This is a genomic window from uncultured Methanobrevibacter sp., assembly GCF_937906425.1.
Lineage (GTDB): Archaea > Methanobacteriota > Methanobacteria > Methanobacteriales > Methanobacteriaceae > Methanobrevibacter.
On the sequence record NZ_CALCYR010000126.1, the window covers coordinates 1 to 26050 of the forward strand.

Here is a 26050-nt window from a genome sequence, read left to right on the forward strand (position 1 = left end):
ATTTAAAAATAATAATAAATTATGTGTTATCAATAATTACTATTTTTTATTTATTCCCCATTAAAGACTTGAGCCTGTGCATTTCTTAAAATGTGAACATTATTTCCTATTCTATAACCTTCCTCTTCAGCCAATTCCCCATAAGCAACCAACATTTCAAGGTCTCCGTGAGCAGGAATAATATGCTTAGGCTTTAACATTCTAAGGAAGTCCCTATGGTCTTCCCTTCCTGCATGTCCTGAAACGTGTGCATTTGAATAAATCCTGGCTCCATTAGCCTTTAATTTAGCTTCCATAATATGTCTGTTTGCAACATTTGATGGATTTGGAATGATTGATGCTGAAATGATTACATTATCACCCTTCTTTATATTGAATGGAGTTCTTCCGCTAGCAATCCTTGGAAGAAGAGCATCAGGCTCTCCTTGGTGACCTGTGGTTACAAGCAAATACTTGTCCCTGTCATCCTCAGCCTTCATCAAAGCCTTGTTTACAGCCTTTGGAGAACCGTAAACATAAGCGTTAGGGGGAAGTTTAAGGATTCCCAATTTTTGAGCGATTCCACAGAACCTTTCCATGGATCTTCCTAAGAAAAGAATTTCTCTGTCACTGCCTTTTGCAATGTCTGCAATTGTTTGAATCCTTTCAACGTGAGAGGAGAATGTAGTGACAATCATACCGTTTTTAGCCTTTAAAGGTTCTTTCATCAAGTCTTCCAATATGATTCTTGCAACCTTTTCAGAATAGGTTCTTGTTTCTGTGTGATTAGTAGCATTGGTTGTTTCAACAATAAGGGCTAAAACACCTTTTCTGCCTAATTCCCTAAGCCTGTTATAGTCAGGCGGCGGGGAAACCTTTTGATGGTTGTCAAACTTAAAGTCAAGTGCATAGACTATTATTCCTTCAGGAGTGTGTAAAACCGGGAACACGGCTTGAGGAATACTGTGAGTGGATTGTACAAATTCCAGGGTAATGTCCTTGGACAATTTAAGCTTACTGCCTGCATTTAAAGGTCTTATTGGATTTTTAACCTTAAATTTACGTTCTCCTTTAATTGTTTTTTCAATGAGTGCAGTAGTATATGGAGTTCCAATAATTGGAGCATCATATCTGTGTGCAAGCTTTGCAACAGCTCCTATGTGGTCCAAGTGACCGTGGGAAAAGACAATAGCCTTAACCTTTCCATCAACATCCTTCATCAAGGTATCATCAGGAATTACGCCCCTTTCTATTAAATCCAAACTATGCATTCTGTCAATATCTGTATCTTCATGTATGCTAATTCTGTCTAAGTGAATACCCATATCGAATATGATTACATCTTCTCCAACCTTTACGGCAGTCATATTCTTTCCTACTTCCTCGTATCCACCTATTGCAATTACTTCTACTGTCATTAATTGCCTCCTTAATTTTCCTAATAAATAATAATTATAATTTTAAATTTTGTTTTTTAATATTTGCAAATTCTTCAAGAAACCTTAAAAAATTGATTTAAAATTTATCTTCTTGCATATGCTTTTACATCAAAGCCTCTTGCTTCTAACCAGTCCTTAGTTTCTCCCTTAATAATGAGATTAGACTCCTTTAACTCTTCTATATTATTTGCTCCAACTAAAAACATTGCAATTCTTAAAGATTCATTGAATTTGTCAATCATTTCATTTAAAGCATCCTGCCCTTCATATGCTCCCTTTAATGCAGGAAGAGCCATGCCAACAGCGTCTGCACCAAGAGCAATAGCCTTAGCCGCATCAAGTCCTGAACGAATTCCTCCAGATGAAATCACAGGAATGTCTACAGAATTAACCACTTCAACAGTGCTTACCGCAGTAGGAATTCCCCAATCCCAGAACAATTCACCTAAATAACGATCTTCAGCACGGTAGGTTTCAACAGCAGCCCAACTGGTACCGCCAGCACCTTCAATGTCAATGAAACTGACTCCTGCCTTTTCCAATTCGATTGCATCTTCAGCAGAAATACCTGTACCTGTTTCTTTAGCCATTACAGGAACATTAACAGTTTTACAGATTTCAGCTATTGAATCAATGTAACCTCTTGCATCAACATCACCTTCAGGCTGAATGGACTCCTGGAGAGGATTTAAGTGAATAGCCAATATGTCACTGTCCAATATTTCAATAGCATCAAGCGCCAAATCGTTTTGAGGAGCTCCAATATTTCCTAAAATCAAAGCGTCTGGAGCATTTTCACGAACAACATCATAAGTGTCTCGCAATTCAGGATTTACAATAGCTGCCCTTTGACTTCCAAGACCTAATCCAATATTTCTCTCTTGAGCAATAATTGCCAATTCCTTGTTTATATCCTTGGCAACCGGATGCCCTCCAGTAATTGCTGTAATGAAAAATGGAGAATCAAGTTTTTTTCCAAAAACTTCTGTGGAAAGATCTATATCCTCTTTATGAACTTCAGGTAAAGCCCTATGAATTAATTCAATATCTTCAAAACCTGTATTTTTATCCTTGTAATTAACATCATAATTCTTACAAATTAATAAATGTTCCAATTTCCTATCAGATATCATTTTTCCCTCTTTAATAAGTAAATAAATTTTTTAAATAAATCTTTAAATAAAATTTAAATAAAATTTAAATAAATTTTTTAAATAAATTGATTAGTAAAAATCATAAATTAGCTTTTAAGAAAAAAGAAGTACTAAAAGACCGATTTAATTTCTAAAAGCAGTATTAAATTTTCTAAAAGCCCTATTTAGCTTAAAGAAAAGCCTAAAAACATAATTCATTATTGTAGAATAAATAATTAAAACAAAATGAATCAAATGGAAAAATCCTAAAAAAAGTCTAAAGAATAATTAAAAATCAAAACAAATGCATTTAATCCATCAAATGATTAAAAAATAAATAAATAAAATACTTTTAAAAAGAAAACTAAATTAAAAAACTTAATTAAGCATTTAGAAAATTGTTCTTAAAAAATATTTAAAATATTAAATTCCTTTTAAATAATTAAATAAATTCTCTCCAATGATTTTAATAAAAAATTGTTTAAAAAATTAATTTCAAGCAATAGCTATCTGATTAATTATTATCCTCGTGTTTATTAGGATTTCCCGAAATTTATAAATTAGCATCTTTAATATAAACATATTAAAATTTATAAATTCAAAATTATATTTCACATATAATTCAGTTATTTATATATTTAAATATTATACTATTTAAATATTAAGTTTAAATAGTTTAAAATAGTAAAATTTCTTGAAAGAATTAAAAATAAATGAAAAAATGGGGAATAAAAAAATTTTAAGAAAAATAATTAAAAAATAGGATAAATTTCTAAAAAATATTCAGAAAAAAAAATTGAAAAAAATAAGAAAAAATTTTTAAAAAATAGGATTAAAATAAAAATAAAATAAGTTAAAAATAATTAAAAATAGAGAAAAATTTTTAAAATTCCAATGATTTTAATTAAAATTTAGAGATTTTAGTTCCTCTAACCTCTTCTCCTTGAAGAGCCTTGGAAACAGCTCCCTCTTCATTGGCGTCAATGATTTCAGAGGAAATATTATACTCAGCAAGCTCTAAAAGCTCTTTTACCTTTCCAACCATGCCCCCAGTAACATCCACATTGGTTGTAGACTCTAAGGATTTAATGTCCTCAATGGAACTTACCCTATCTATATGAACTGCATCATCATTTGTTTTAGGATTTTTTGTATAAACCCCATCAACATCAGTTCCTAAAACGATTCTATCTGACTTTAGGAATTTAGCAATGTACTGAAGAATCTGATCTCCTGAAATAACAGCAAACTTAAGCTCTGAATCCAAGACAACATCACCGAATAAAACCGGAACATAACCTTCATGAAGGTATTTTTTAATGATTTCCAAATTACATGTATCGATTCTTTTGTTGTGACTTGTAATAAATGAGGAAGGCGGAATTGCAATAGCTGGAATACCCTTTTCCAATAAAGAAGCACAAATAATTGAATTTAACCTTTTAACCTCATTTTGAATCTCACAAAATCCAATCCTTTTGCTTAAATAATCCTTCATTTCAAAAGGTTCGCCAATAGCATATTTTTTAGCAGGAGGATGTCCGAAAGAACCTGCACCATGCACAATAATAAGACCATCAACCAAATCACTGGAAATCTCATCAGCATAAAATGATTCCCTAATCTCTTCAGAGATCCTATTTAAACTTTCATAATCAACTTCAGGTTCATTAGAATCCTTTTCAGTTAATATGCTTCCACCAATCTTTAAAATAATCATAAAAAATCACACAAAAATGAAATAATTAATAAAACAATTAAAATAAACTTAAATAAAATAAACTTAAATAAAATTAACTAATTAAAACCAAATAATTTATAAAACAATTAAAATAAACTCAAATAAAATTAACTAATAGGAGGAGCCCTACGATTAACCAAAACTCCATCTTTAGAGAATTTTACCTTAATTGTTCTGTCTTTCTTATTGATTGCCTCCGCTACAGAATCAACAGTATAATCCTTACATAATGAAATCATGCTTCCTCCACCACCGGAACCTGTGATTTTAGAAGCCAATGCACCATTTTCCCGAGCTGTATAAATCATACGGGACAATTCAAAAGTATTTACACCTAATGAATCAAGTAAGCCCTGATTTAAATTCATCAATTCTGCAATCTTCTCAATGTCATTTTTTAATATGGCCACTCTTGCCTCATTTGCAATCTTACCCATGGTGCCAATTATTGGATCAATCAATTCAGGATAGTTTTCCTTTAATTTCCTTACGTTTCTAACCATTTTACCAGTATTACCGTATTTAGAGGTATATCCTATAACAAATGGAGCGTCAAGACTTTTATCAAAATGAACGATTCTCTTCTCACGGGACAAGTATACAAGCCCTCCATAGGTACTTACCAAGGTATCCAATGGGCTGGCTATTCCCTGAACATCCTCTTCAACACCATGAGCCTCTTCAGCCAATTTTTCCTTGGTTATTGGAACTCCATGGTATTTGTGCAAAGCGGCAATTGTTGCTACTGTTACAGCTGCAGAAGAACCTAATCCAGAACCTATAGGCAAATTAAGACCTAGATTAACATCTATGTTACTGTGATCGTGAAACTTGCCCATGGCATTTAAAATATAACGAATAATGCCGGGCTTACCTTTTTTTAAGATATAAGTTCCTCTACGGGTGTCCAAGACTACCTCAAAACCTAAATCCTGAGATTTTAAAGTGGAATAGTTATTTGGAGACTTACGAATGCTTACAGTAGCCCTTTTATTAACTGCCCCCGCAATAGCAGGTTCATCATAGACTACAGAATGTTCTCCAAATAGAATAGTCTTTCCAGGTGCAGAAGCTACAGCAAGTTTCGCCATTTTCATTTCTCCAAAAGTTCAATAAACAAATATAAACAAATATAACAAATATAAACAAATATTCAATAAGTTAATAATAAAAAAATTAAATAAAAACTTTTTGTTTTTTAAATTAAATTATGTTTTAATGCTAAAAGCTTAAAAACATATTTGAAACATTTAAAAAACTTATAAAAAATTATAGATATTTATAAGTTTATCTTAAATACTATAAATAGTATACTATAAATATGGAAGAAAAGGAATGTTATAACTGCAAATATCTTGAATTTGACATAAACTTATGCACCCAATACTTTTGTATTTTTCATGAAAAGCTAATAAACCAGTCTGACAGCTGCAAGGATTGGGTAAAAAAGGATTAATAGGTAAAATAAATAAAAATAATAGCTAAAATAGAAAATAAATTATTAAAATAATTAAAATAATTAAAATAAGAAAGTAAAATAAGTATTAAAATAAGTATTAAAATAAGTATTAAAATAAGTATTAAAATAAGGAAAATAAAGTAAAATAAATATAATAAGTTTTAAAATAAGAAAAATAAAATAAAATAAATTAAATAAATAAAATAAATTATTAAAATTATTTAAATAAACTTAAATAAATCAAATTAGTGAACTTAAGATAAAAATAATAAATAATTGGATTAAAATCCCAATTAATACCATATTCCAGAGCCATAGCCCACTACAGAAGCATAATCCAAAGTAATGTCACCGCTTGTGGAATGCATTAAAAGTTCAAAATTCTTTTGAGACAATTTTTTAGAATATTCCATAGCAACCATAGTTGGACCGTATCCACACATAGTAATCTGTTCCTTTTGAACAACTTCGTAGAGTCCTTCAGTATTTCCACTTTTCACTTCATTAAACACCAAGTTGTCATGTTCAATTGTCTTTTCCTGAGACTTAAAATGAGACAAATCAGTGCTGTCTATAAGGGTAATATTCCTTCCCAATTCCTCCCTTGCCTCATAAATTGAATTTGCCAAATCAATTGAAGCCTCAACAGATTGGTCCATCATGCAAATGGGGACGATCTTGAAATCATTTGAAAAATACTTAAGAAATGGAAGCTGAACCTCTATGCTGTGTTCCCTAATATGAGCTTGATAGTCGGCAGATGCATAATTGGACTTGGATATGATATTGTTTGCCAGTTCACTGTCCACATCAACCACACCGATTGGAACGACCCATGACCCTTCGTTAAAGACTGAAACCTCACTTCCAAATCCAGTATGATTAGGGCATAAAATAACAAAGGTTTCTGGAAAGCCGTCTTGAGCTATTTTTGAATAGGCATGAGCTGCTGTAGGGCCGGAATAAACATAGCCTGCATGAGGAACCATAACTGCATTTACATTTTCTGACTTGTTTATTCTGGACAATTTAGGGACTTCTCCAGGCCCTAACTTGTGTTTAAAACAATCCTCTATGCTTTCTCTTAAGTATTTTATATTGCTTTCATAAAATGCACCGGCAACTGCAGCTTCTCTAATCATTATTTCACCAAATCTTAAATTTTTAAATAATTAACAATTAATAATAGTTTAATTAACTTAATATAAAAAATTTTATTTATTTTTTTAAAATGAATTAATTAATTAAATTTTTAAAATTAATAAAATAACTAAAAATTAATGAAAATAAAATAAAAATAATTAAAATTATGTAAAATTTTAAATAAAAATAGCTAAAAATTAATGAAAATAGAATAAAATAGTAAAAAATGAATAAAAATTAGTTAAAATAGAATAAAAATAGAATAAAAATTAGTTAAAAAAAGTTTAAAATTAAAATTAAAATAAAAATAAAAATAAAAGAACCTTAAAAAATAAAATAGAAAAGATTTAAAGACTGAAAGTCTCTAAATCACACTTAGAATTTAAGTTCGAAGTCAGAAGGTTCAATATCAAGATCTTCGTCTTCTCCGATAATTCCTCTTTCTCTTAAGATTTGTCTTGCAAGTAACCAGTAGATTAAAGCAATAGCTTTTCTACCTTTGTTGTTAGATGGAACACAAATATCTACATTAGCGAGTAAGTTTTCTGAATCACATAAACCTACTACAGGAATACCGTTTTGCTTGGATTCTAAAATAGCTTGAGAATCAGATCTTGGGTCTGTTACAACAATAACTTTAGGTTCAATAAATTTAGCATATCTAGGGTTGGTTAAAGTACCTGGGATGAATCTGCCTGGAATGGTTTTACATCCAGTGATTTCACCGAATTTTTTAACAGGAGCTTGACCGTATTGACGGGTAGCAACCACTAATATGTCATCAGGGTCGTATTTTGCTAAGAATTTAGCAACAGCTCTGATTCTTTCATCAGTTTTACGAACGTCTAAAACATATAAACCGTCTGCTCTTACACGGAAAATGTATTTTTCCATATCATGAGTCTTTTGTTGGGTACCAATGTGTAACCCAGCAGCTAAATAATTGTCTAAAGGGATTAATAAATCTGACACTTTATCACCTAATACCATAAATTTTTTTATTGTTAATAATTGAAATAATCTGTTATTTACAAATCTAAATTAATTTGAAATATTTTTAGATATTTACATATTTAAAAATCTAAATTAATTTGAAATATTTATAGATAAAAATCTGAATTTATTTTATTTTAAAAACGTCAAAACATAATAAGAAAATGATTAGATTAAATTATATTTATATTTATATTTATATTTTGATTATTTTTAAAAAAAATTAAAGAATAGAATCCGAAGATTCTAGACTTAAAAAAACATGTTCAAATTTAGTTATCTTCGATAGTAATACATTCATTTGGGCACATGTCGACGCAAACTTCACATAAAGTACATTCGTCTTCATGATCAGTTACAACTTTGTCTCCTTCAATGGAAAAGATTTCCATAGGACACATGTCTACACATTCACCACATTCTGCATTTTCACATTTACTTGCATCAATAATAACATTTGACATTTTTACACCATTTTCTTCTTTTTATTGAAAAATATAATTTAATCAATAAACATTAAAAAATAATAACCCACACACAGTTATTATATAATAAATTCTAGCCAATATAAATCACCATATTCAAACTAGCAAAATTAATAAATTATTCATTATTAATATTACTTTCAATATATCCATTTATATACTTTACTATAATTTACTATAATTTACTATTTAATAAAGTTTATCAATAAATTACCTATAATTTAAGATAGGCGAATCGCTAAAAAAGCCTATTTTAAATATAATCATGATTTTTGAAATTAAATTAAAATATTTAATTTGAATTTTAACATGCATAAGCGAATTAGAAATTTAAACAATTCACTTAAATCAATTCATTCATTTTAGGATTGGAGATTTCCTCACTAATACGAATGAGCTCATTTAATTTTGCAATTCTTTCTCCGCCAATAGCACCGGTTTTAATAATAGGAGCACCGAAAGCCACTGCCAAGTGTGCAATGGTTTCATCACAGGTTTCTCCAGATCTATGAGATACAACAGGAACAATATTGTTCTCTTTAGCCAACTTTACAGTTGCATAAGTCTCGCTTAATGAACCGATTTGATTAGGCTTGATAATGATTGCATTTGCAGCCTTTTTATCAATTCCTTCCTGTAGGATTTGACTGTTGGTAACAAATAAGTCGTCTCCACAAACAAGACACTTATCAGAGACCTTGGAGTTTAATTCGGCAAATGAATCAAAGTCCTTCTCATCAAATGGATCCTCTACATAAAACATTCCATAGCTTTCAATCAAGTCCTTAACATACTCGATTTGCTCGCCGGAATCCCTTTCAATATTATCTTGTGCAAAGACATATTTTTCCTTGCTTGCATCCCAGAATTCAGAAGAAGCCATATCCAAACCAGGTCTGATTGAAAAGCCAAGTTCATCACTTAACTCTTCACATGCACGTGATTGAATTTCCAATGCATCATAATTGCTTATATTTGGAATCCAGCCACCTTCATCACCTTTACCGCCAGTGAAATTAGGGTCTTTCTTTGCAATAAGTTCCTTTAATCTTTTATGAACGGCTACATTTGCAAAAACTGCATCCTGAATGTCCTTTGCGCCTACAGGAATTACCAAAAATTCCTGAATGTCAGGAGCGTGAGGACCTGCATGAGCTCCGCCGTTCATCATATTACCTAAAGGATAAGGCAATTCGTTTACAAAATTACCACCTAAAAAATTATATAATGGTAAATTATAAGCCATAGCTGCCGCCTTAGCTGCTGCCATGGAAACTGCTACAGTGGTGTTTCCACCAATAGCTGATAAGTTATCAGTTCCATCGATTTCATGTAATACTGCATCAATATCCTCAATATCTTCAGCAGACATACCAATAAGTTCAGAGGAAATTAAATCTTCAACCTCACTGATTACCTGATCCACTCCACCTTCAGGGAAAGAAACAACTTCACGAGAACCTGTACTTGCACCGCTAGGAGCAGCAGCTCTTCCGAAACCATTCCAGGTAATTATATCTACCTCAACGGTAGGATTTCCTCGACTATCTAAAATCTTTCTAACACGAACATCTTCAATTACACTATCCAAAATAACACCTCAATGTTAATTAAATGGATTTGATTAATTAAGAAATGCAATACAACCTGCATTTATGATTTTTAAGATTTTAATTAAGCTTAAATCATTTTTAATTATTTAATACAACCAATTATTATTTTTTTTGATTATTTAATTAATATATTAATAAATAGCCAAATAACTTAAATAAATCTTTTAATTTAAATAAATCAGTATTGACTTAAATAAATCTTTTAATTTAAATAAATCAGTATTGACTTAAATAAATCATTTATTAATTTAAATAAATCATTATTGACTTAAATAAGTCCAATAAACTATTAAATACACTATTTAAATATTAAATAAATTTAATAATTTTCCTATGCCAACTAAAATAGAATTCAATTGTCTTACCATAAAATCTATAATGGATTAAAAATCATAAAAAAACTAGAAGGTTGATTTATAGATTGCATATGATATTCTTAAATAAATAAATTTGAAATAAATTAAAATAACAAATTTATAATAATATTAAGTATTTTATCATTTAAATACTTAATTATAAATTAATTCTAATTTTAATAAAATTTTATACTTTAATGAAAATTTTAATTAAATTAAAGTTTTTTAATGTTTAAAATAAATTTTAAACTTAAAAGTTTTGTAAAAAAACTGTTTTCTTTTTAATTTTTAATCTTAAAACAAATCATGAATGACTTAATTTAAATTATTTGCAAATTTAAAATATTGGAATTAAATTAAAATTATTTAAATTATTTGCAAATTTAAAATATTGAAATTAAAATTAAAATTAAAAAAGAATAAAGATCAAAGAATAAAATTAATTATTCTTTAGGTCTAACATCTAAAGGTAAAATACCTAATTCAAGTTCTTTGGTAGCTATGTCAATAGGATCAAGAGAATCCGCATTTTTAATAAACTTGTCTATTTCCTTATGTTCCATAGGTTTAGCTCCCATGGAAAGTTGAATAGCTCTTGCACCTAAAACTCTAGCCTTTTCAAATCTTGTTAATTTTTTTGTAGTGCCTTTTTTTGCAGCCATTATTTAACTCCTAATTATTATAAAAATAATTAATAGTATAAACTATTAATAGCTTAGATTCTCAAAAAACTTTTTAAATTAAAATTAAGTGAATAATCTCTTTCTAAATAATAAAAATAAAAAAGGATAAGATTATTCCCAAGTTTCTACATGAGAAATTAGCATTCTTCTACAACAATATCTAGTAATACCCATATCATCCAAAATCTCTTTTGAATTTTCACCATCTGCTAATCTGCTTTGATATTCCTCAAAAAAGGCAGAGACGGGTTTTCCACAACTAATACAACGTATAGGTATCATATAATCATTTCCTTTTTTTAAATAAAACAAAATTAAATAATAATTAAATTATTTAACTGGTTCTTAATTTGAATTTTACTAATAAATTAATTTGAAATTAGAGACTTAATTAAAGCTTCTAATTCAAGTAAATTTATTTTTTCCATTAATTAATGAATAAAACATAAATAAAGGGATTATTTAAGTTTATAAATTAATTAATTTAACATGAATCCAAATAATCAAGAATTATTAAAATTATAAAAATTTTGATTAATCGATTCTACAGATTTTAAAATTTTACATGGAATTAATTAAATAAAAATCAATAATAATTTTTTGAATTTAATTAATTGTAAAATGTAAAATTTTGTATAAAAATACAATTATCTGTAACTTTTTTGTTTACGAGCTCTAGCTCCAGGACCACCGTATTTCTTAGGTTCGGAACGTCTTGGATCTCCTACTAACATGGTTCTGTCATATTGAGTATAAATCTCTTTTAAGTCCATGTCTTGAGTCCATTGCACTAAACCTTTAGCAATTACCATACGTGCAGCTTCAGCTTGGCCCATAACTCCTCCACCATTAACTCTAACAGAGATGTCCACTTCGTTTGCAACTTCTCCTGCTAATTCTAATGGTTCGGTTAATTTTAAACGTGCAAGTTCTGGAGAATAAAGTTCTAAAGGAACCTTATTAATTCTTATTTTACCAGTACCTTCTCTTACAGTACCTCTTGCAATAGCTGTTTTACGCTTACCGCTAGTATGAACAACTTTCATAAAATTACACTCCGTAGTTAATATAATTCGTATAATACTCATTATAGAGAAAAACCAAACGTGATAAATCTATTCGAATTTAGCACCTAAAAGTTTGGAAATTTCTCCTAATTCCATTCCTTTCTTAATGTCATTATATTCAGCTTCAGGCATGGTTATAAGTTCAGCATCAGCGTATTCTTCAGGAACACCGACAAATGCTTTAAATCCTTTAAAAGCAGTTCTGCCTTTTGCTTTTTTCATAGGTAACATACCTCTTACGGTTCTTCTGAATATATCTTCTGGTCTTCTTGGGTATTTAGGACCTAAGTCACGAGGGTTGGAGATACTTGCTCTGTCAACTCTTTGTTTGTACTTAGCATAAGCCCAATCTTTATTACCAGTTAACATTATTTTTTCAGCGTTGAGAACTACAATCTCTTCGCCTTCAAGAAGATTCTTACTTACAACGCTAGCAAGTCTTCCTAAAATATGTCCTTCACCGTTAATAATCATCATTTTAACACCATTCCCTAAGCTTATAACATAATCTTAACATTACTACCTTTAGGATTGCTTTCTGCAAGTTCAGCTATGGAAACAGCTTCACAACCAGCCTTTTCCAATTTTGCTATTGCATTTTTAGAAAATCCTAATGCAGCAACAGTAACTTTGTGGTCTAATTTACCATCAGATAATACTTTACCAGGAATAACTACTGCTTCCCCTTCTTCAGTATTCTTATTAATGTGGGAAAGACTTACTTCAGCTTGGTTTCTGCAAGGTTTTTCAAGTTTTATTGCAACATCTTTCCAAATAGCTACTCCTTCATCATAAGATTGTTTTCTAAGATTTTTAATAAGTGCAATAAGGTTAGGATTAGTTTTCTTAATTTCTCTAGCCATTATTAGCTTCCTCCTTCACTAAATGTGATAAACTCGTCTGTTTTAGCATCTAAAACATCACAAGCTTTTAATAAAACCTCTTTAGGAGGCATTGATCCATCAGTTTCAATTTTAAAAATAAAATCATTTTCATGATACCCGACATTAATAAATTTAGAATCTGCCGCATTTGCAGCTCTAACGCAAGCCTTACAAAGAGAACAGTTTTCAATGTCTACAACATCGATTTTCTTTTCCTCTTCGTCGATTTCCAAAACACCTTTTGGACATGCCTCAGCTGCTGCAAAGACTACATCCTCATCTTCATTAAAGGTGATTTTAGGATATTGCTTATAAATGCAAACTGTTGTAGGAACCCATTTTGCATGTTCCTTACCAATTCCCAATTTTGCTACAGCTTCCAAATCAACCTCTTGATCTTCTTTCAATTTCAAGAGAGGTATGGTATCATATACCGGTTTAATTTTTGAGTCACCACAAGATACTAAATCTCCGGAATGAACTGTCTTAGGACCAATTTCATTTAAGGAAAATGAAACACTGCATCTAGGACAGTATTCTCCCTTTTCTGCATCACAGGTACAATCTTCAGGAAGGACTAAACCTTCAATGGATTCCAAATCAGAAACTAAAGGAGTTAAACCTAATCTGTGAGCCAATACTTCATCAAACATAGCAGAATCATTCTTAACTATGAACACATCTTCAATAGCTAATTTAGGAACTTTCATCATAGCAATTCTTCTAATAGCGTTAACGAAAGGTACTTCTGCATCACGGACTATAAATTCCATTGAATAATCATCTTGCTTTTTGACATCAATTTCCATATTAAACCCTTCTTATACTCTTCTTCCTCTTTTACCGCCAGGTCTTCCAGTACCGTCATGAGGTATAGGAGTTATATCTTCAATTTTACCAATTTTAATTCCAGCTCTTGCCAAAGCACGAATTGTTGCTTGTGCACCAGGACCTGGACTTCTAGGACCATTTCCACCAGGAGCTCTTACTCTTATGTGTAAACCTACAAAACCTTTTTCCTTTGCATCTTCAGCTGCTCTGTTAGCTGCTTCCATAGCTGCAAAAGGAGATGATTGCTGTCTGTCTGCACGTACTACTTTACCACCAGACCATTGGCAGATGGTTTCAGCTCCAGTAATATCAGTTACAGTTAAGATAGTATTGTTAAAGGATGAATAAATATTAGCTATTCCCCATTTTTCATCTTTTGCCATAATTACACACCTTATTCATTTTCTCCAGCTTGAGTAGCTGCTTTATTATATTCTTCAATCTGTTTAGCTACTGGTGAAGAGTGGTAGAAACCAATTGCCTCTTCTTCTCCTCTTTTAACTACATAACTTGGAGAATTAATCTTCTTGCCGTTTAAAGCAATGTGTCCGTGTACAACAAACATTCTTGCTTCTTTAGCAGTGCGAGCTAAACCTTTTTGGAAAACAATAGTTTGTAATCTTCTTCTTAAAATATCTTCAACAGTTAAGTCTAAAATATTTTCTAACTGTGCACCTTCATCAAGAACACCGGTTCTTTTTAAGTGTCCTAATAACTCTTCAGTTTCTACTTTAACCTGATCAGCGGAAAAACCAAGTAAGTACCTTGCTTCCCTACTGTATTTTCTAACTAAAGTATCAGCTTTCCAAATTTCTTTCTTGTTTTTTAAGCCGTATTTAGACATTAATTTATTTTCAGTTTTAATTCTTTCTGCATTCCAAGGATGAGGTGGTGTATTATACTTTTTCCTTGCTTTTCTTGGATGTCCCATAATCACATCTCCCTATTTAGATTATAAATATCAGAATAATAATTCAATTCCTTTTGATAAGAAATTCAGAATCATTTAAATAATTCGATTGCTTTTGATAAGAAATTCAGAATCATTTAATTTCTGTAATTTTTAAATTTTCATGTTTACCTAGTTCTAAAAAATTAAATATAATTTAATTATCTTCTAGAACGACTTACACCGACAGTAGAACTGTGTCTGAAAGTAGATTTAGTTCTTTGTCCTCTAACAGGTAAACCAACTTCATGTCTTCTTCCTTTGTAACTTCTGGTCTTTTTCATTCTGTTTAAATCATCTCTTAAAGTCATGTCAAGATCAGATTCAATTAAATGAAGGTCGTCACCAGTAGTGTAATCGTTACGTCTGTTTAACATCCAACTAGGAATGTCAAATTTTTGAGGATTTTCTAAAAGTTCTTCAATTTTTAAGATTTCTTCCTCAGAGGTGTAACCGATTTTTTCTTCAGTATTTAAACCTAAAGTAAGACAGATAGATCTAGATAAGGATAATCCAACACCTTTAATCTCAGTTAAAGCTTGTTCAATTTTTTTGTTACCATCTACGTCCTTTCTGGATATACGCACTAAGTGCTTAAAGTCGTCTTCCATTAAAGTAACCTCCATATCATTTATAGAGCGAACCCACGAGACGTTAATTAAAAAATTTAGCGGATTCGAATGCTTTATATTTAAAGCACAGTTTTCAACAATGTAAAACCTAGCAAGTCATATGCAACCAATAAGGATATTGATTAGCCAATGACAAACTAAGAGTTCATCAATATCAGTTTATAAGCACATTTAATAATTCTAATTAAATAATAACTACGCTTAGCTTACTAAAAGATAGAGTAACTTAATACTCGATAAATTACTAATAAACTTTTATAGCCATAGCTAGATTATAATTTAACTAATAATAAAAAAAAGCAAACAATAAATTCGACTCGTAAAGCTTATTGAATCGAATTTACATCTTAATGAAAAATAATTTTAAAAAAATTACAATTCATAAATTAGATATTAAAATTAATAATAATCCTATTAAATAGAACCATATTAAATTGCTATAATACTAATAAACGCCGAGACTGGGATTTGAACCCAGGAGGGCCAGATGCCCACGAGATTTCCAGTCTCGCGCCTTACCAGGCTAGACTATCTCGGCAATAGTTAGCTGTATTTTAACCGACAAATTTTTCATCAATTAAAGATACAATACACATGATATAAAAATATAAGTTCTTAATAGTATATAAAGTTTTTGTTTCAAATAGTGAAAATTTTAAAAAAATAGCAAAATCAATTATTTCATATCAACAATATTATATTAAGTTACATCCTATTTAATATTTTTTAGAAATTTTAGGACAAAGTTTATATAGTATAAATTAAAAATAATGTAAATTAAAAAAATAAATAAAATAAAAAATAAAATCTTAAATAGAAGTAAGTGAATAAAATAAGAAAAAAGCATTCTTAATGGGAAAAAATAATAAGGAAAAACTATTCTTAATTAATAAAATTATTCTAAATAAGAAAAAACTATTCTAAATGAAAAAAATTATTCTAAATGAGAAAAATAATAAGAAAAAATAATTCAAAATGAGAAAAAATAAAAAAAATAATTATCAAGGTGAGAGAATGGAAATTAAATCAATACCTGAAACCATAAGGGAAATAGATGAATTCTTAAAGGAAAATGATTATGAAAAGGCATATGAAACTGCAAAAGAGAGTATTGATTTAAATAAGGAATATATAGAAGGAGAATATGTATTTAAAAACCTATTGGAAGAATTATTATTCCAAATTACAATAAAAAAGGAAATAAAAAGAAAATACCCAATAGCCCTTGACTATTCATCATTATATGCAAATTATGGAAAGATACTAATCCATTTTGACAAAATCATTGAAGCAGAGAAAAGCTTTAGGCTTTCAAACAATTTCAATCCGGTAAATGTTGAAAGCATTTTTGGACTTATTGAAATAGCTGAAATAAAAGAGAATTGGGAAGACTATCATAATCTGACAATTCAAACATTCAAATACAGCTATTCAAGAGAAAACCTTTCCAAATCCTTTAAATACCTGTCAAAATACTATTTGAATAACTATTTTGATGAAAATAATGAAGATGACTTGAAAATAGCGGTTTATTTAAAAAGATTAAGTGAAGAGTATTCAAATAAAGAGGAATCTGAAAATAATTTTTCTGCAAATACCAATGAAGAAAATTTCTTTTCTAAAATAACTAATGAAAATGATTTAGAATTAATCAAAGATTATGAAAATGAGGATTTGAGCTCAATAAAGGATTATTTGAAATCAATTGGACTTCCATATTCTGCAGGAATAGAAATCATAACCATTTGTAAAAACCTTGGATTCCAATTGGACGAAGGGAAAAAAGTTGTTCCTGCATTGTTCTATTTCAATATAGCATATGAATTGACAGGAGATCCTAATATAAAAATAAGTATTGATGAATTGAATGAAAAAATAGAAAGAAGAAAAAATGAATAAAAATTAAAATAAATATTTCATAAATTGAATGAAAAAATAGAAGAATAAAAAATGAATAAAAATAAAAATAAAAATAAAATTTAAATAATTTAAATAATCTTAAATAATTATTAAAAAAATAAAACAAATTAAAGATATGAATTTGTTTAAAGATTTAAAAGCTCTTTTTTCTTAGCTTCAAACTCTTCTTCTGTAATTATTCCATCCTTATATAATCCATGATATTTTCTTATCTCTTCAGGAACATCCATAGTTGGATTTGGATTGGAAACTATTTTAACTTCTTTTTCTACATTCTCTACATTCTCTGCATTTTCCACATTTTCAACTTGATTAGAAGCTAGACCAAGTTTTTTACTTAACTTTAATTCAAAATCATCCAACATGCCATGATCCATTGTTTTAAGCAAAAGGGTCTTTTCAGGCAATTTCAATTCAATTTTATTTAATGCAAGACGTTCAAAGAACCCATCCCCTAAGTCATCATAGCCAAAGGTATATGAATCCTTAACTTTTCCATTGAACCTGCTTCTCTTTTCAACATAAACATTGGAATCATCCAATCGGATTACTCCATTGGACTTATCCTTTTTTCCGGAAATCTCTTCTGTTAAAAGTCCCATAAAATCAAATTCATTCTCTTCCCTTTTCATGAAAACCAATCCCTAACAATTAATAAAGTCCTAAAATCTAATTAATTTTGAATATTGAATTTAAAAATAATTAAAAGTCTTAACTTAATTAAAATGATTGAATTTAAAAACAATTAATAAATTAAACTTTTCAAATAAATTAATTAAACAAAGCATAAATAATTAAATAAAATTAAATACAATTAATAAAATATAATACTTTAAAAACATATAAATTTATCTAAGCTTTAAAGAATTTTACTTTAATTAGGGGGAGAAATTATGGATGGAATGGATCCGGAAGATTATATAATTTATTCAACTTTTTTCGAAGATGAACAAGAAACACTAGATAAAAATGAGGCTTGCTGTAGCAGTCTAATTGTACTAATGGTATTGATGGTCTTAATTACCGTAATTGTCTAAAAAAGGTTAAATTATGAACCCCTTAGATTTGATTTGTCATAGAAAACCTGAGAGAAGTTTTTTCTTTAGAGGACACCAATTCCCAGTTTGTGCAAGATGCACAGGATTTTATATTAGTGGAATTGCAAGCATTTTTCTTGTTAAGGTCTTTGTACTTCCAATAGACATTGCAACTCTTCTTTTTGGAATAATACTATTAGCTCCGGCAGCTTTGGATGGAACTACTCAACTCTTTAAAATGAGAGAAAGCAATAATACCCTTAGATTCATTACTGGACTTTTAGGAGGAGTTGGACTAATAATATGTTATGACATTTTAATTAGAATAATTTTAGAGTATTATTTTTAAAATAGAAAGCTTAAACTAAATAAAATCATTAAATAAATTAAAAAATAAAAATTAAATGAATAATTAGAACTCTTTAAAATTAAAATCTAATAAAAATAAAAATTAATTCTTATTAATCAAAATAAATGCATTAGGTGAAAAAATGGCTAAAAAGAATGATGACAAATATGTACTTGAATTAAATACCTCAAATAATCCAAATACAGGAATTCCAGAAAGTGATGAAGACATTAAAAGCAAAATGTTAAGAGGATTTAATAATAAGGAAATATGTTTCACATATCCATTTGCATGGCAGGACATTACAGAACAACAGGAAGAGGATGAATTTACAAATGCTGTTCTTTTCAATAAAACAAACAATTCAATAGTAAAGATTTCCACACAGCCATGTCTTGTAAACAATATTGAAGAGTTTAAAAAGCTTATAGAGGATGATTTAAAATCAAAGGAATGTGCAGTTCAACAATCAGCTATTGAAAAATTAGGAGAATATGAAATCTGGGACGTTTTCTACACTACAAAAGAAGGATTGGAAATAGAACAATTCTCAATTCTTAAGGAAAACAATTTATATGCTATTGAATTGTACACTAAAAATAATAGAGACCCTGTCGTTATCAAACCATTCGTTGATTTGATTCAATCATTCAAGGTCTTAAAACCAAGTTATAAGGTAGATGGAAATTCCTATGAAAAATTATAATTAAAAAAAGGAATTTAAATACTGTTTTTTAAAAAAAAAAGACCATTAAATAAAAATTAAATTTAATTAAATAAAATAAATAAATAAAATAAATTAATAAAATAAATAAATAAAATAAATTAATAAAATAAATTAATAAAATAAATTAATAAAATAAATTAATAAATTAAATTAAAAAAAAGAGAAATTTAATTATTTCTCTTAATTCTTCTTTTAAACTAAGATACTGATTTTAAACTTATTTTAAACAATTTTAACAAAATAAAAATAAAAATAAAAAAATTATAAACTATTTTTAAACTACAACCTAGTTCCACAGTTTATACAAAATGAGTCAGATTCACCAATCTCATTACCGCAATTCGGACATCTGTTCTTTTTTAAACTGTTTCCGCAATTAGTGCAGAATAAATCCCCTTCAGAAACAGGAGCTCCGCAAATCTCACAGAAGGATTCTTGATTTAACTTAGTTCCGCAAGATGTGCAAAATTTGGAATCTGCATTGACCTGTGAATGACAATTAGGACATGATATTGTATTGCTTGAAATTGACGGATATCTTGAAGATGCATTTCTTGAAACAGCTCCAGTACCTGCACTTTCCACAGGTCTTGAAACATCAAGACTTTTAGGAATTGATTTGGATCCTGTTTTTTCAATATACGGATTAAACTCATCCTTAGGTTTAGGTGTTTCAGGTAAGACAGGCCTTGAATAGAAATCAGCAGTGTTTAGAATTTCAATTTCTGATTCAATCATTACTGCAATCCGCTTATCATCCGCAGGGTGTGTTGAAAAGAAATCAAAACCCTGTGCATTATCTCCAGCGAAATCCTGCCAAAACTTAGGAACCCCGCTGATGTCATAACCTGCAAGGTGTGCAATAATCATTCCCAACTTATCAGCCTCATATTCATGGTCCCTTCCCCAAGGTTGCATCAGGAAGAATTGGGAACCTAAGGATAGAATGTTTGTAGCTGCCCTTACAGTGTAACCAACTTCACCCAATCCTAGAAGATCAAGTGCAAAACTACCGAAATAGGCCAAATTGGCAGCAGTATTTTGAGACTGTTGGGCGCTTACTTTTGTTCTTCCATGATCCAGCAATGCATGAGCCAATTCGTGGGATAAAATAAATGCCAATTTTTCCTCAGTGTCTGCAATCTGAAATATTCCTGCAAAAACGATTACCTTTCCACCAGGATAACAACAAGCATTGATTTGATTGTTTGCAGTTAAATGAACTTCCCATTCATAATATCCATCCACATAATCATATCTTCCTATTTTCATTAGAAAGTCTTCAACGGTTCTGATCAGTCTTGTAGTTACCCTGTTAATCAATTGACCCTCTGGAGTATTGTCCAATAAAGTGGAAGATTGAATTTCCTTATAATATGCTTGGAAACATTCTGCTATGAATTTGTCATCATCAACAGTATCATGATGTTGCTTTCCAGTAAATGGATTAATACTGCTTCTATTATCCTTCCTCATCATATCACCAAAATTAAAAAAAGATTATATTATTATTTATACTTGATTTTATTTAAAGATATAAATAATCCGATTAAGTTTTAAATAAAAATAAGATAAAAACCAATTTTGCATTAAAAATAGTCAAATAATTAGTTAAAAAAGAAAAATAATAAAAAGAATTTAAAATAGTTTAAAAAATCACTTATTTTTCTGCAAGAGTCCAATAACATCTTTTTGGAGATACAATAGTGTCATCCTTTTTTAATTCTTTCATGATTTTATCTACTTCTTTCTTTTCAACACCAGAAAGTTCACTGACTTTTTTTGCGTTTAATGGTTCTTCTGAATTCTTAAATGCTTCAATTACTTTTTCTTTATCATCCATATTTTCACCTTGTAAATTTAAAAAAAAATGATTATAAAAATTTAATCACATTTTACAGACAGAATGTCTAAAAAAAATGATTATAATTATTTGATTGGTCTTTACAACTAAATATTAAAAATCCTAATTACCAACCTTTAGGATAAATTCCAGTGCCCATAAAGACCTTGTTTGTATCAACTACCAAACCAGAGTCTGCATTCATTATCTCTTGAGATGAACACATTGATGTGCCTGCTGCAAGCAATTCCCCCTTTAATGACTTTATTGCCACAAGGTTTCCCTTTTGAATATCTGGTGAAAGCTTAGAAATTCCTCCGGCACCAAGCTTTGCACCATGGCAAATCGCTTCGACTGCAGAATCCTTAATAAAAATCTGTGGAAGGTGACTGCTTGCAATTTCCATTGGCTGAATTGCCTGTCTGATGAAGGACTCATCACCATCCTCAAGGTAGAAATGATAGGCGTCAGTCAAGTCATGCAAGTTTACAAGGTCATTGTTTCTCTCATCAAAAGGTCCCACCTTGGTTCTTCTAAGCTCTGCCATATGCGCTCCACATCCTAGAGCCTCACCAATATCATGACAATATGTTCTGACATAGGTTCCTGCCTCACATCCTATTCTAAATAGAACATCCTTGCCATCGATTTCATAAATGGTAGAGTAATAAATATTTCTCACCCTTAATTCACGTTTGACAGCTGATTTAACAGGGGGTGTTTGGTATAACTTACCGGTAAATTCATTGAATATCTCTTTTATTTCATCTTCATCAATATCCCTGTGCAATGTCATAAGACATACATATTCCTTGCCTGCAGGCAGTAGAAGTTGGCTGACTCTTGTAGCATTGTCAATTCCGATAGGCAAGACACCGGTTACCTTAGGATCAAGGGTTCCTCCATGACCTGTCTTGCTGCAGCCAAGTATTCTTTTAACCCAAGAGTCCACTTCGTGGGATGTTGGACCTGATGGCTTGTCCAAATTAATTATACCTTTAGCTATATGTTCGTCTATAGGCCTTTCATATGGATTGCATCCATATTCAGGATTTGTTTCTGATTTTGATTTGATTAAGTATTCATCCATAGTTTGTCTCCAATAGCTAAAATATAATTTTAATATATAGTATAAATTAAGATTTTTATAATAAATAAATTTATTTAATAAATCAATCGATAATTTCTTATTTGAATAGGATTGAATCAGTTCGTTAAATCATTATTTAAAAACTTTTCTTCCTTTGTTTTTTTATTTTCTTCACTTTACATTACTTGCTTTTATGTGCTGTAATTACATTACTTTCTTTTATGTGCTGTAATGATTGTAAAACTATTTGCATTGATTGTAATTGTCCAGTTGCCAATATCAACATAAAAGTTTAGCTAGAATATTTTTAGAGTTTCTTTAATTTAAATCAAATATTTGTTTCAAATTGTTCAATAAATTACAGTTTTTCATGTTTATTATTATTTTATTATTATAGAACCTTAAATGATTTAATGTTTAAAAAAGTTATAATTGGTGGGCTAATGGCATATCCAAGAGAAGATGGAATTAAAGCCATTTTCAATAAATGCCTAAGATAAATGGGTTTGGAAAAATATGTTAATTATTTTTGGAAAATTACTGTAATAAAATACGGAAAAATACATCAATGAAACACAGAAAAATACATCAATGAAACACAGAAAAACTAAAAAAAACCAGAAAAAACTAAAAAAAATAGAAAAAAACTATAAAAAAATAGATAAAAACTAAAAAATAGATAAATACTGAATAAAAAATAAAAATAGTTGAATTCATCATTGGATGAATCCTAAAATAAAATATAAAAATATTTAATTTAATTTAAAAATATAAAAAGTTTAAAAGTTAAAAATGTATGAACTTATTCTGCAATAGGTTCTAAATGGTTAATGTTACAACGTCTGTTTTTAACTTCGTCTCCTTTTACTTCAACAAAGTTTTCATCGATAATTGCAACAACTTCACATTCTTTACCTGCTTCTCTACCAGCAGTCTTAATACATTTTCTACCAACTTCTATAGCTGCCATTATATCACCTTTAATGTTGTTAAAATAATTTCACAAATACTTTCAGGATCGAAACTATCTGTATTAATAATTAAATCATAAATATCCATATTCTTAATGTCAATATTATGGATATCCTTATATCTTAAAGCTTCACTTTCTTCACGAGCCAATATCTCAGTTTTAGCAAGTTCAATTGATTTATCTTCTCTTTCACATACCCTTTGAGCTCTAACATCCAAAGGAGCTGTAAAACAAACTTTCAAATCTGCATCAATGAAGTATGCAGAAAGTCTTCCTTCAATAATAAGATTATCAGCTTCTCTTGCAAGATCCGCTTGTCTTTTATCAATCTCTTTATCGATGTCAGTATTATTTTCAGCAAATTTGCCAAATTCCACTGGAGTCATTCCCTTTTCAGCAGCCATCTCTCTAAAAATACTGCCGGCTGAAATGAATGGAATGTTTAATCTTTCAGATAATACCTTTGCAGCAGTTGTAGTTCCACTACCTGCCACTCCACCGATTGTTAATATCATTATTTTCTTGCCTCTTCTTTAAAGTGCTTACGAGCACATTTTGGACATAAGTTTCCACCAAATGGACGGTTTGGTCTCTTTTGAGATTTTGCTAATTTGTTAATCTCATAAGGACGTCCTCTTGGAACACCATGTAATACAGCACCACATTCAGCACAGACATGCTTAGATGGTTTTTTCTTTTTATATCTTAAAACATTAACTCCACCAGGAGTCTTTTTATTTGTTCTTTTATATGATCTTGATCTAAATCTATTTGCAGGCATGTTCTCACCTAATTTGTTTTTAATTTTTCTACAATATCATTGATTTTCTAAAAGCTTTTAATGGAGAAATAATAATATTTCCATTAAATTACATTCCATATTGCAGAATCAAGTAAATATCAATTATATTATTTAGAATAATTATTTCTAAAATAAATTAAACAAATCCAAATAAAATATTTTTATTTTATTAAGTTTTCTAAAAGAATAAAAGTATTTTTAATAACTAAAAGACTTTAAATTTTAAAAAGACTTAATCTGATTAGATTTTTAAATATTTTAAATATTTTAAATATTTTAAATAGATTTTAAAATAATTTAATATAATCATTAATTAATCATAAAATAATTTTTTTCATAAAAATAGAATTAAACAAATTTCATCAAGAAATAAAATTTGATTTTAAAAAAAATAAAAATTTTTCTTCAAATGATTAACACTATTTAATATGAATATCAATTAATATATACTTTACTGTCATTCCATTAATTAATTAAAACTTGAAATCATATTTAAAAAGTTAAAAATAGCTGAAAAAGCAATTAAAAACAATCAATAAAAAAATTTCAATTTTTTTTTTAATCATGGAAAAAATTTTAAAATCCCAGCAAATCAATAACAACCCAAATTAAGTAGCTCAAGGCCACTTAACATGCCAATCATCATTAATTTACTAAAATTTAGTATTACATATTATCGTACTTTAATATTTATTTAAGAAACTTGAAAATAATAAGATCAATAATAAGGTGATATGTACACGTTTTAGCATGCACAGATATAGATATCTTGTATGCACCTATTTAATCTAAAGTAATTAAATAAAAATATCAAATGTATGATTAAATAAATTAAATTATTTGAATAAAACTATATTTTAATTAATCGTTAAATTAATTAAACATATATTAATTTTAATTGTGAAAAATATTTCTTAAAATTAGCATTTTAAGCACTTATTTTTCAAAACTAAAATCCGTTTTTGAATCCCATAAATTTCCTAATGATTTGACTCATGCCAAATGTACAGATGAAGTACCACCATAACCATCCTACACCGAATGGAATAGTGGTTATGTTACCACCATACAACATTTGACCCAAAGCATGGAAAAGAGGGGTTAAAGTACAATAATAAACCGCTGGAGGAAATACAACAACAATAGTACGTATAGCAGATTGCCACATCCAAGCAAATATTAATAATATTGGAATCATTGTAACAATCATAGGTCTAAATGACATTTTCATTACTTCGGATTGATCTTGCATCATATCCATTTGCTTTGCCTGAATCTTAGCCAATTCTTTAGCGTCATTATTTTTTTGCGCTTCCTTAATTTCCGCTTGCAATGCTTTTGATTTAGCTTGCATTTCGTTCATTTTATCTTGATCCACCAATAATTTTTGAGCAGTAACTGTTAAAAGTGAAATAGCGAATGAAATCACAAATACACTTAGCACTGGATTATTTGGAGTAGGATCCATTTGAACCAATGGATTAAGAACAGCATTCATTGCATCAAACACTGGCTGAAGCCAGGAAATACCTAATAGAAAACTACCTTGATACGCCATTAAATTCCTCTCTAAAGTTTTGAGTTAATAGTAAATTATATAAATATGAATTTAATCAATTTTTAAAGTATAATAAACTATCTCATTCTATATATAATGAAAACCCTGACTTCAATCCTTTTAAGAGAAGGTGTTCCATGTTTGAAGAAATTAAGAAAAACTGGCAGACGATCAAGGAATGCGTACGCGATGAAAATGATCTGACCGATGTTTCCTATAATACCTGGATCATGCCTCTCGAGCTGCAGAGCGTCGAGGATAATACCGCCATAATCATTTTCACGGGTATTTACGATTCCTTTCCTATTAATTATGTGAAACGGAAATTCACGCTGCCTTTCCAGGTCATGAAGATCGGAAGAGC

30 protein-coding genes, 1 tRNA gene and 1 pseudogene are annotated in these 26050 nt (G+C 29.2%); 6 read left to right on the top strand and 26 right to left on the bottom strand.

Annotated features, from left to right (window positions below):
• Positions 1 to 50: 50 nt before the first annotated feature.
• From Q0138_RS03515 to mvk, 4 genes are all read right to left on the bottom strand, one after another.
• A complete protein-coding gene (locus Q0138_RS03515; RefSeq protein ID WP_297980970.1) occupies positions 51 to 1397 on the bottom strand; it encodes an RNase J family beta-CASP ribonuclease in 1347 nt (448 codons plus the stop codon).
• Between the two features lie 104 nt (positions 1398 to 1501).
• Complete coding sequence (gene fni, locus Q0138_RS03520; protein WP_297980973.1) at positions 1502 to 2551, bottom strand: type 2 isopentenyl-diphosphate Delta-isomerase; 1050 nt, start codon at positions 2549 to 2551, stop codon at positions 1502 to 1504.
• A gap of 904 nt (positions 2552 to 3455) precedes the next feature.
• Positions 3456 to 4271, bottom strand: a complete 816-nt coding sequence (locus tag Q0138_RS03525; protein ID WP_297980975.1) for an isopentenyl phosphate kinase — start codon at positions 4269 to 4271, stop codon at positions 3456 to 3458.
• Between the two features lie 128 nt (positions 4272 to 4399).
• On the bottom strand, positions 4400 to 5389 hold the full coding sequence (gene mvk, locus Q0138_RS03530) for a mevalonate kinase (RefSeq protein WP_297980977.1): 990 nt from the start codon (positions 5387 to 5389) through the stop codon (positions 4400 to 4402).
• 224 nt (positions 5390 to 5613) lie between these two features.
• Here mvk and Q0138_RS03535 point away from each other — a divergent pair, with 224 nt between their 5' ends.
• Complete coding sequence (locus Q0138_RS03535; RefSeq protein WP_297980979.1) at positions 5614 to 5748, top strand: hypothetical protein; 135 nt, start codon at positions 5614 to 5616, stop codon at positions 5746 to 5748.
• A 296-nt stretch (positions 5749 to 6044) separates the two neighbouring features.
• Here the strand turns inward: Q0138_RS03535 and amrB are convergent, their stop codons facing one another.
• The 14 genes from amrB to Q0138_RS03605 all read right to left on the bottom strand — a co-directional run bounded on the left by amrB (position 6045) and on the right by Q0138_RS03605 (position 15925).
• Positions 6045 to 6893 carry an AmmeMemoRadiSam system protein B gene (amrB, locus tag Q0138_RS03540; protein ID WP_297980983.1) on the bottom strand — a complete coding sequence of 283 codons (849 nt, stop codon included), beginning with the start codon at positions 6891 to 6893 and terminating at the stop codon, positions 6045 to 6047.
• Positions 6894 to 7269: 376 nt separating this feature from the next.
• The gene (rpsB, locus tag Q0138_RS03545; protein ID WP_297980986.1) at positions 7270 to 7866 is read right to left on the bottom strand and encodes a 30S ribosomal protein S2; all 597 of its coding nucleotides are present in this window, start codon (positions 7864 to 7866) and stop codon (positions 7270 to 7272) included.
• A 293-nt stretch (positions 7867 to 8159) separates the two neighbouring features.
• Positions 8160 to 8351 carry a 4Fe-4S binding protein gene (locus Q0138_RS03550; RefSeq protein ID WP_297980989.1) on the bottom strand — a complete coding sequence of 64 codons (192 nt, stop codon included), beginning with the start codon at positions 8349 to 8351 and terminating at the stop codon, positions 8160 to 8162.
• 364 nt (positions 8352 to 8715) lie between these two features.
• Positions 8716 to 9963 carry a phosphopyruvate hydratase gene (gene eno, locus Q0138_RS03555; protein WP_297980992.1) on the bottom strand — a complete coding sequence of 416 codons (1248 nt, stop codon included), beginning with the start codon at positions 9961 to 9963 and terminating at the stop codon, positions 8716 to 8718.
• Between the two features lie 821 nt (positions 9964 to 10784).
• Entirely contained in the window at positions 10785 to 11003 is a 219-nt protein-coding gene (locus Q0138_RS03560) for a DNA-directed RNA polymerase subunit K (RefSeq protein WP_297980995.1), read from the bottom strand.
• 132 nt (positions 11004 to 11135) lie between these two features.
• On the bottom strand, positions 11136 to 11306 hold the full coding sequence (locus Q0138_RS03565; protein WP_297980998.1) for a DNA-directed RNA polymerase subunit N: 171 nt from the start codon (positions 11304 to 11306) through the stop codon (positions 11136 to 11138).
• Between the two features lie 365 nt (positions 11307 to 11671).
• A complete protein-coding gene (locus Q0138_RS03570) occupies positions 11672 to 12070 on the bottom strand; it encodes a 30S ribosomal protein S9 (RefSeq protein WP_297981001.1) in 399 nt (132 codons plus the stop codon).
• A 69-nt stretch (positions 12071 to 12139) separates the two neighbouring features.
• On the bottom strand, positions 12140 to 12565 hold the full coding sequence (locus Q0138_RS03575; RefSeq protein WP_297981057.1) for a 50S ribosomal protein L13: 426 nt from the start codon (positions 12563 to 12565) through the stop codon (positions 12140 to 12142).
• Positions 12566 to 12588: 23 nt separating this feature from the next.
• Entirely contained in the window at positions 12589 to 12954 is a 366-nt protein-coding gene (locus tag Q0138_RS03580) for a 50S ribosomal protein L18e (RefSeq protein WP_297981006.1), read from the bottom strand.
• A gap of 2 nt (positions 12955 to 12956) precedes the next feature.
• A complete protein-coding gene (locus Q0138_RS03585; protein WP_297981010.1) occupies positions 12957 to 13784 on the bottom strand; it encodes a DNA-directed RNA polymerase subunit D in 828 nt (275 codons plus the stop codon).
• A 12-nt stretch (positions 13785 to 13796) separates the two neighbouring features.
• A complete protein-coding gene (locus Q0138_RS03590) occupies positions 13797 to 14189 on the bottom strand; it encodes a 30S ribosomal protein S11 (RefSeq protein ID WP_067145940.1) in 393 nt (130 codons plus the stop codon).
• Positions 14190 to 14200: 11 nt separating this feature from the next.
• Entirely contained in the window at positions 14201 to 14737 is a 537-nt protein-coding gene (locus Q0138_RS03595; RefSeq protein WP_297981013.1) for a 30S ribosomal protein S4, read from the bottom strand.
• 179 nt (positions 14738 to 14916) lie between these two features.
• Positions 14917 to 15366, bottom strand: coding sequence for a 30S ribosomal protein S13 (locus Q0138_RS03600; RefSeq protein ID WP_297981016.1), 450 nt, complete (start codon positions 15364 to 15366; stop codon positions 14917 to 14919).
• A 474-nt stretch (positions 15367 to 15840) separates the two neighbouring features.
• Positions 15841 to 15925: transfer RNA gene (locus Q0138_RS03605), tRNA-Ser, on the bottom strand.
• Between the two features lie 476 nt (positions 15926 to 16401).
• On the opposite strand from Q0138_RS03605, the gene Q0138_RS03610 reads away from it, so the two are divergent.
• Positions 16402 to 17286, top strand: coding sequence for a hypothetical protein (locus tag Q0138_RS03610; protein WP_297981019.1), 885 nt, complete (start codon positions 16402 to 16404; stop codon positions 17284 to 17286).
• A 146-nt stretch (positions 17287 to 17432) separates the two neighbouring features.
• Here the strand turns inward: Q0138_RS03610 and Q0138_RS03615 are convergent, their stop codons facing one another.
• A complete protein-coding gene (locus Q0138_RS03615) occupies positions 17433 to 17939 on the bottom strand; it encodes an SHOCT domain-containing protein (protein ID WP_297981022.1) in 507 nt (168 codons plus the stop codon).
• Positions 17940 to 18200: 261 nt separating this feature from the next.
• On the opposite strand from Q0138_RS03615, the gene Q0138_RS03620 reads away from it, so the two are divergent.
• The 3 genes from Q0138_RS03620 to Q0138_RS03630 all read left to right on the top strand — a co-directional run bounded on the left by Q0138_RS03620 (position 18201) and on the right by Q0138_RS03630 (position 19399).
• The gene (locus Q0138_RS03620; RefSeq protein ID WP_297981026.1) at positions 18201 to 18344 is read left to right on the top strand and encodes a hypothetical protein; all 144 of its coding nucleotides are present in this window, start codon (positions 18201 to 18203) and stop codon (positions 18342 to 18344) included.
• Positions 18345 to 18357: 13 nt separating this feature from the next.
• Positions 18358 to 18693 (top strand): DUF2085 domain-containing protein, encoded by a 336-nt coding sequence (locus Q0138_RS03625; RefSeq protein ID WP_297981029.1) that lies wholly within the window; start codon positions 18358 to 18360, stop codon positions 18691 to 18693.
• A gap of 142 nt (positions 18694 to 18835) precedes the next feature.
• Positions 18836 to 19399 (top strand): hypothetical protein, encoded by a 564-nt coding sequence (locus tag Q0138_RS03630; RefSeq protein WP_297981032.1) that lies wholly within the window; start codon positions 18836 to 18838, stop codon positions 19397 to 19399.
• Between the two features lie 300 nt (positions 19400 to 19699).
• Here the strand turns inward: Q0138_RS03630 and Q0138_RS03635 are convergent, their stop codons facing one another.
• The 7 genes from Q0138_RS03635 to Q0138_RS03665 all read right to left on the bottom strand — a co-directional run bounded on the left by Q0138_RS03635 (position 19700) and on the right by Q0138_RS03665 (position 25686).
• Positions 19700 to 20896, bottom strand: coding sequence for a M48 family metallopeptidase (locus tag Q0138_RS03635; RefSeq protein ID WP_297981034.1), 1197 nt, complete (start codon positions 20894 to 20896; stop codon positions 19700 to 19702).
• Between the two features lie 184 nt (positions 20897 to 21080).
• The gene (locus Q0138_RS03640; protein ID WP_297981037.1) at positions 21081 to 21263 is read right to left on the bottom strand and encodes a MarR family transcriptional regulator; all 183 of its coding nucleotides are present in this window, start codon (positions 21261 to 21263) and stop codon (positions 21081 to 21083) included.
• A gap of 127 nt (positions 21264 to 21390) precedes the next feature.
• Positions 21391 to 22353 (bottom strand): RNA-guided pseudouridylation complex pseudouridine synthase subunit Cbf5, encoded by a 963-nt coding sequence (locus Q0138_RS03645; protein ID WP_297981040.1) that lies wholly within the window; start codon positions 22351 to 22353, stop codon positions 21391 to 21393.
• An 802-nt stretch (positions 22354 to 23155) separates the two neighbouring features.
• Positions 23156 to 23323, bottom strand: coding sequence for a 50S ribosomal protein L14e (locus Q0138_RS03650; protein WP_297981043.1), 168 nt, complete (start codon positions 23321 to 23323; stop codon positions 23156 to 23158).
• Positions 23323 to 23841 (bottom strand): (d)CMP kinase, encoded by a 519-nt coding sequence (gene cmk / locus Q0138_RS03655; protein WP_297981045.1) that lies wholly within the window; start codon positions 23839 to 23841, stop codon positions 23323 to 23325. Before cmk ends, Q0138_RS03650 begins: the two co-directional genes overlap by 1 nt.
• A complete protein-coding gene (locus tag Q0138_RS03660; protein WP_297981047.1) occupies positions 23841 to 24107 on the bottom strand; it encodes a 50S ribosomal protein L34e in 267 nt (88 codons plus the stop codon). Before Q0138_RS03660 ends, cmk begins: the two co-directional genes overlap by 1 nt.
• Positions 24108 to 25077: 970 nt before the next feature.
• On the bottom strand, positions 25078 to 25686 hold the full coding sequence (locus tag Q0138_RS03665; protein WP_297981051.1) for an EMC3/TMCO1 family protein: 609 nt from the start codon (positions 25684 to 25686) through the stop codon (positions 25078 to 25080).
• A 137-nt stretch (positions 25687 to 25823) separates the two neighbouring features.
• On the opposite strand from Q0138_RS03665, the pseudogene Q0138_RS03670 reads away from it, so the two are divergent.
• Positions 25824 to 26050, top strand: a pseudogene (locus Q0138_RS03670) (hypothetical protein); the annotation flags it as partial.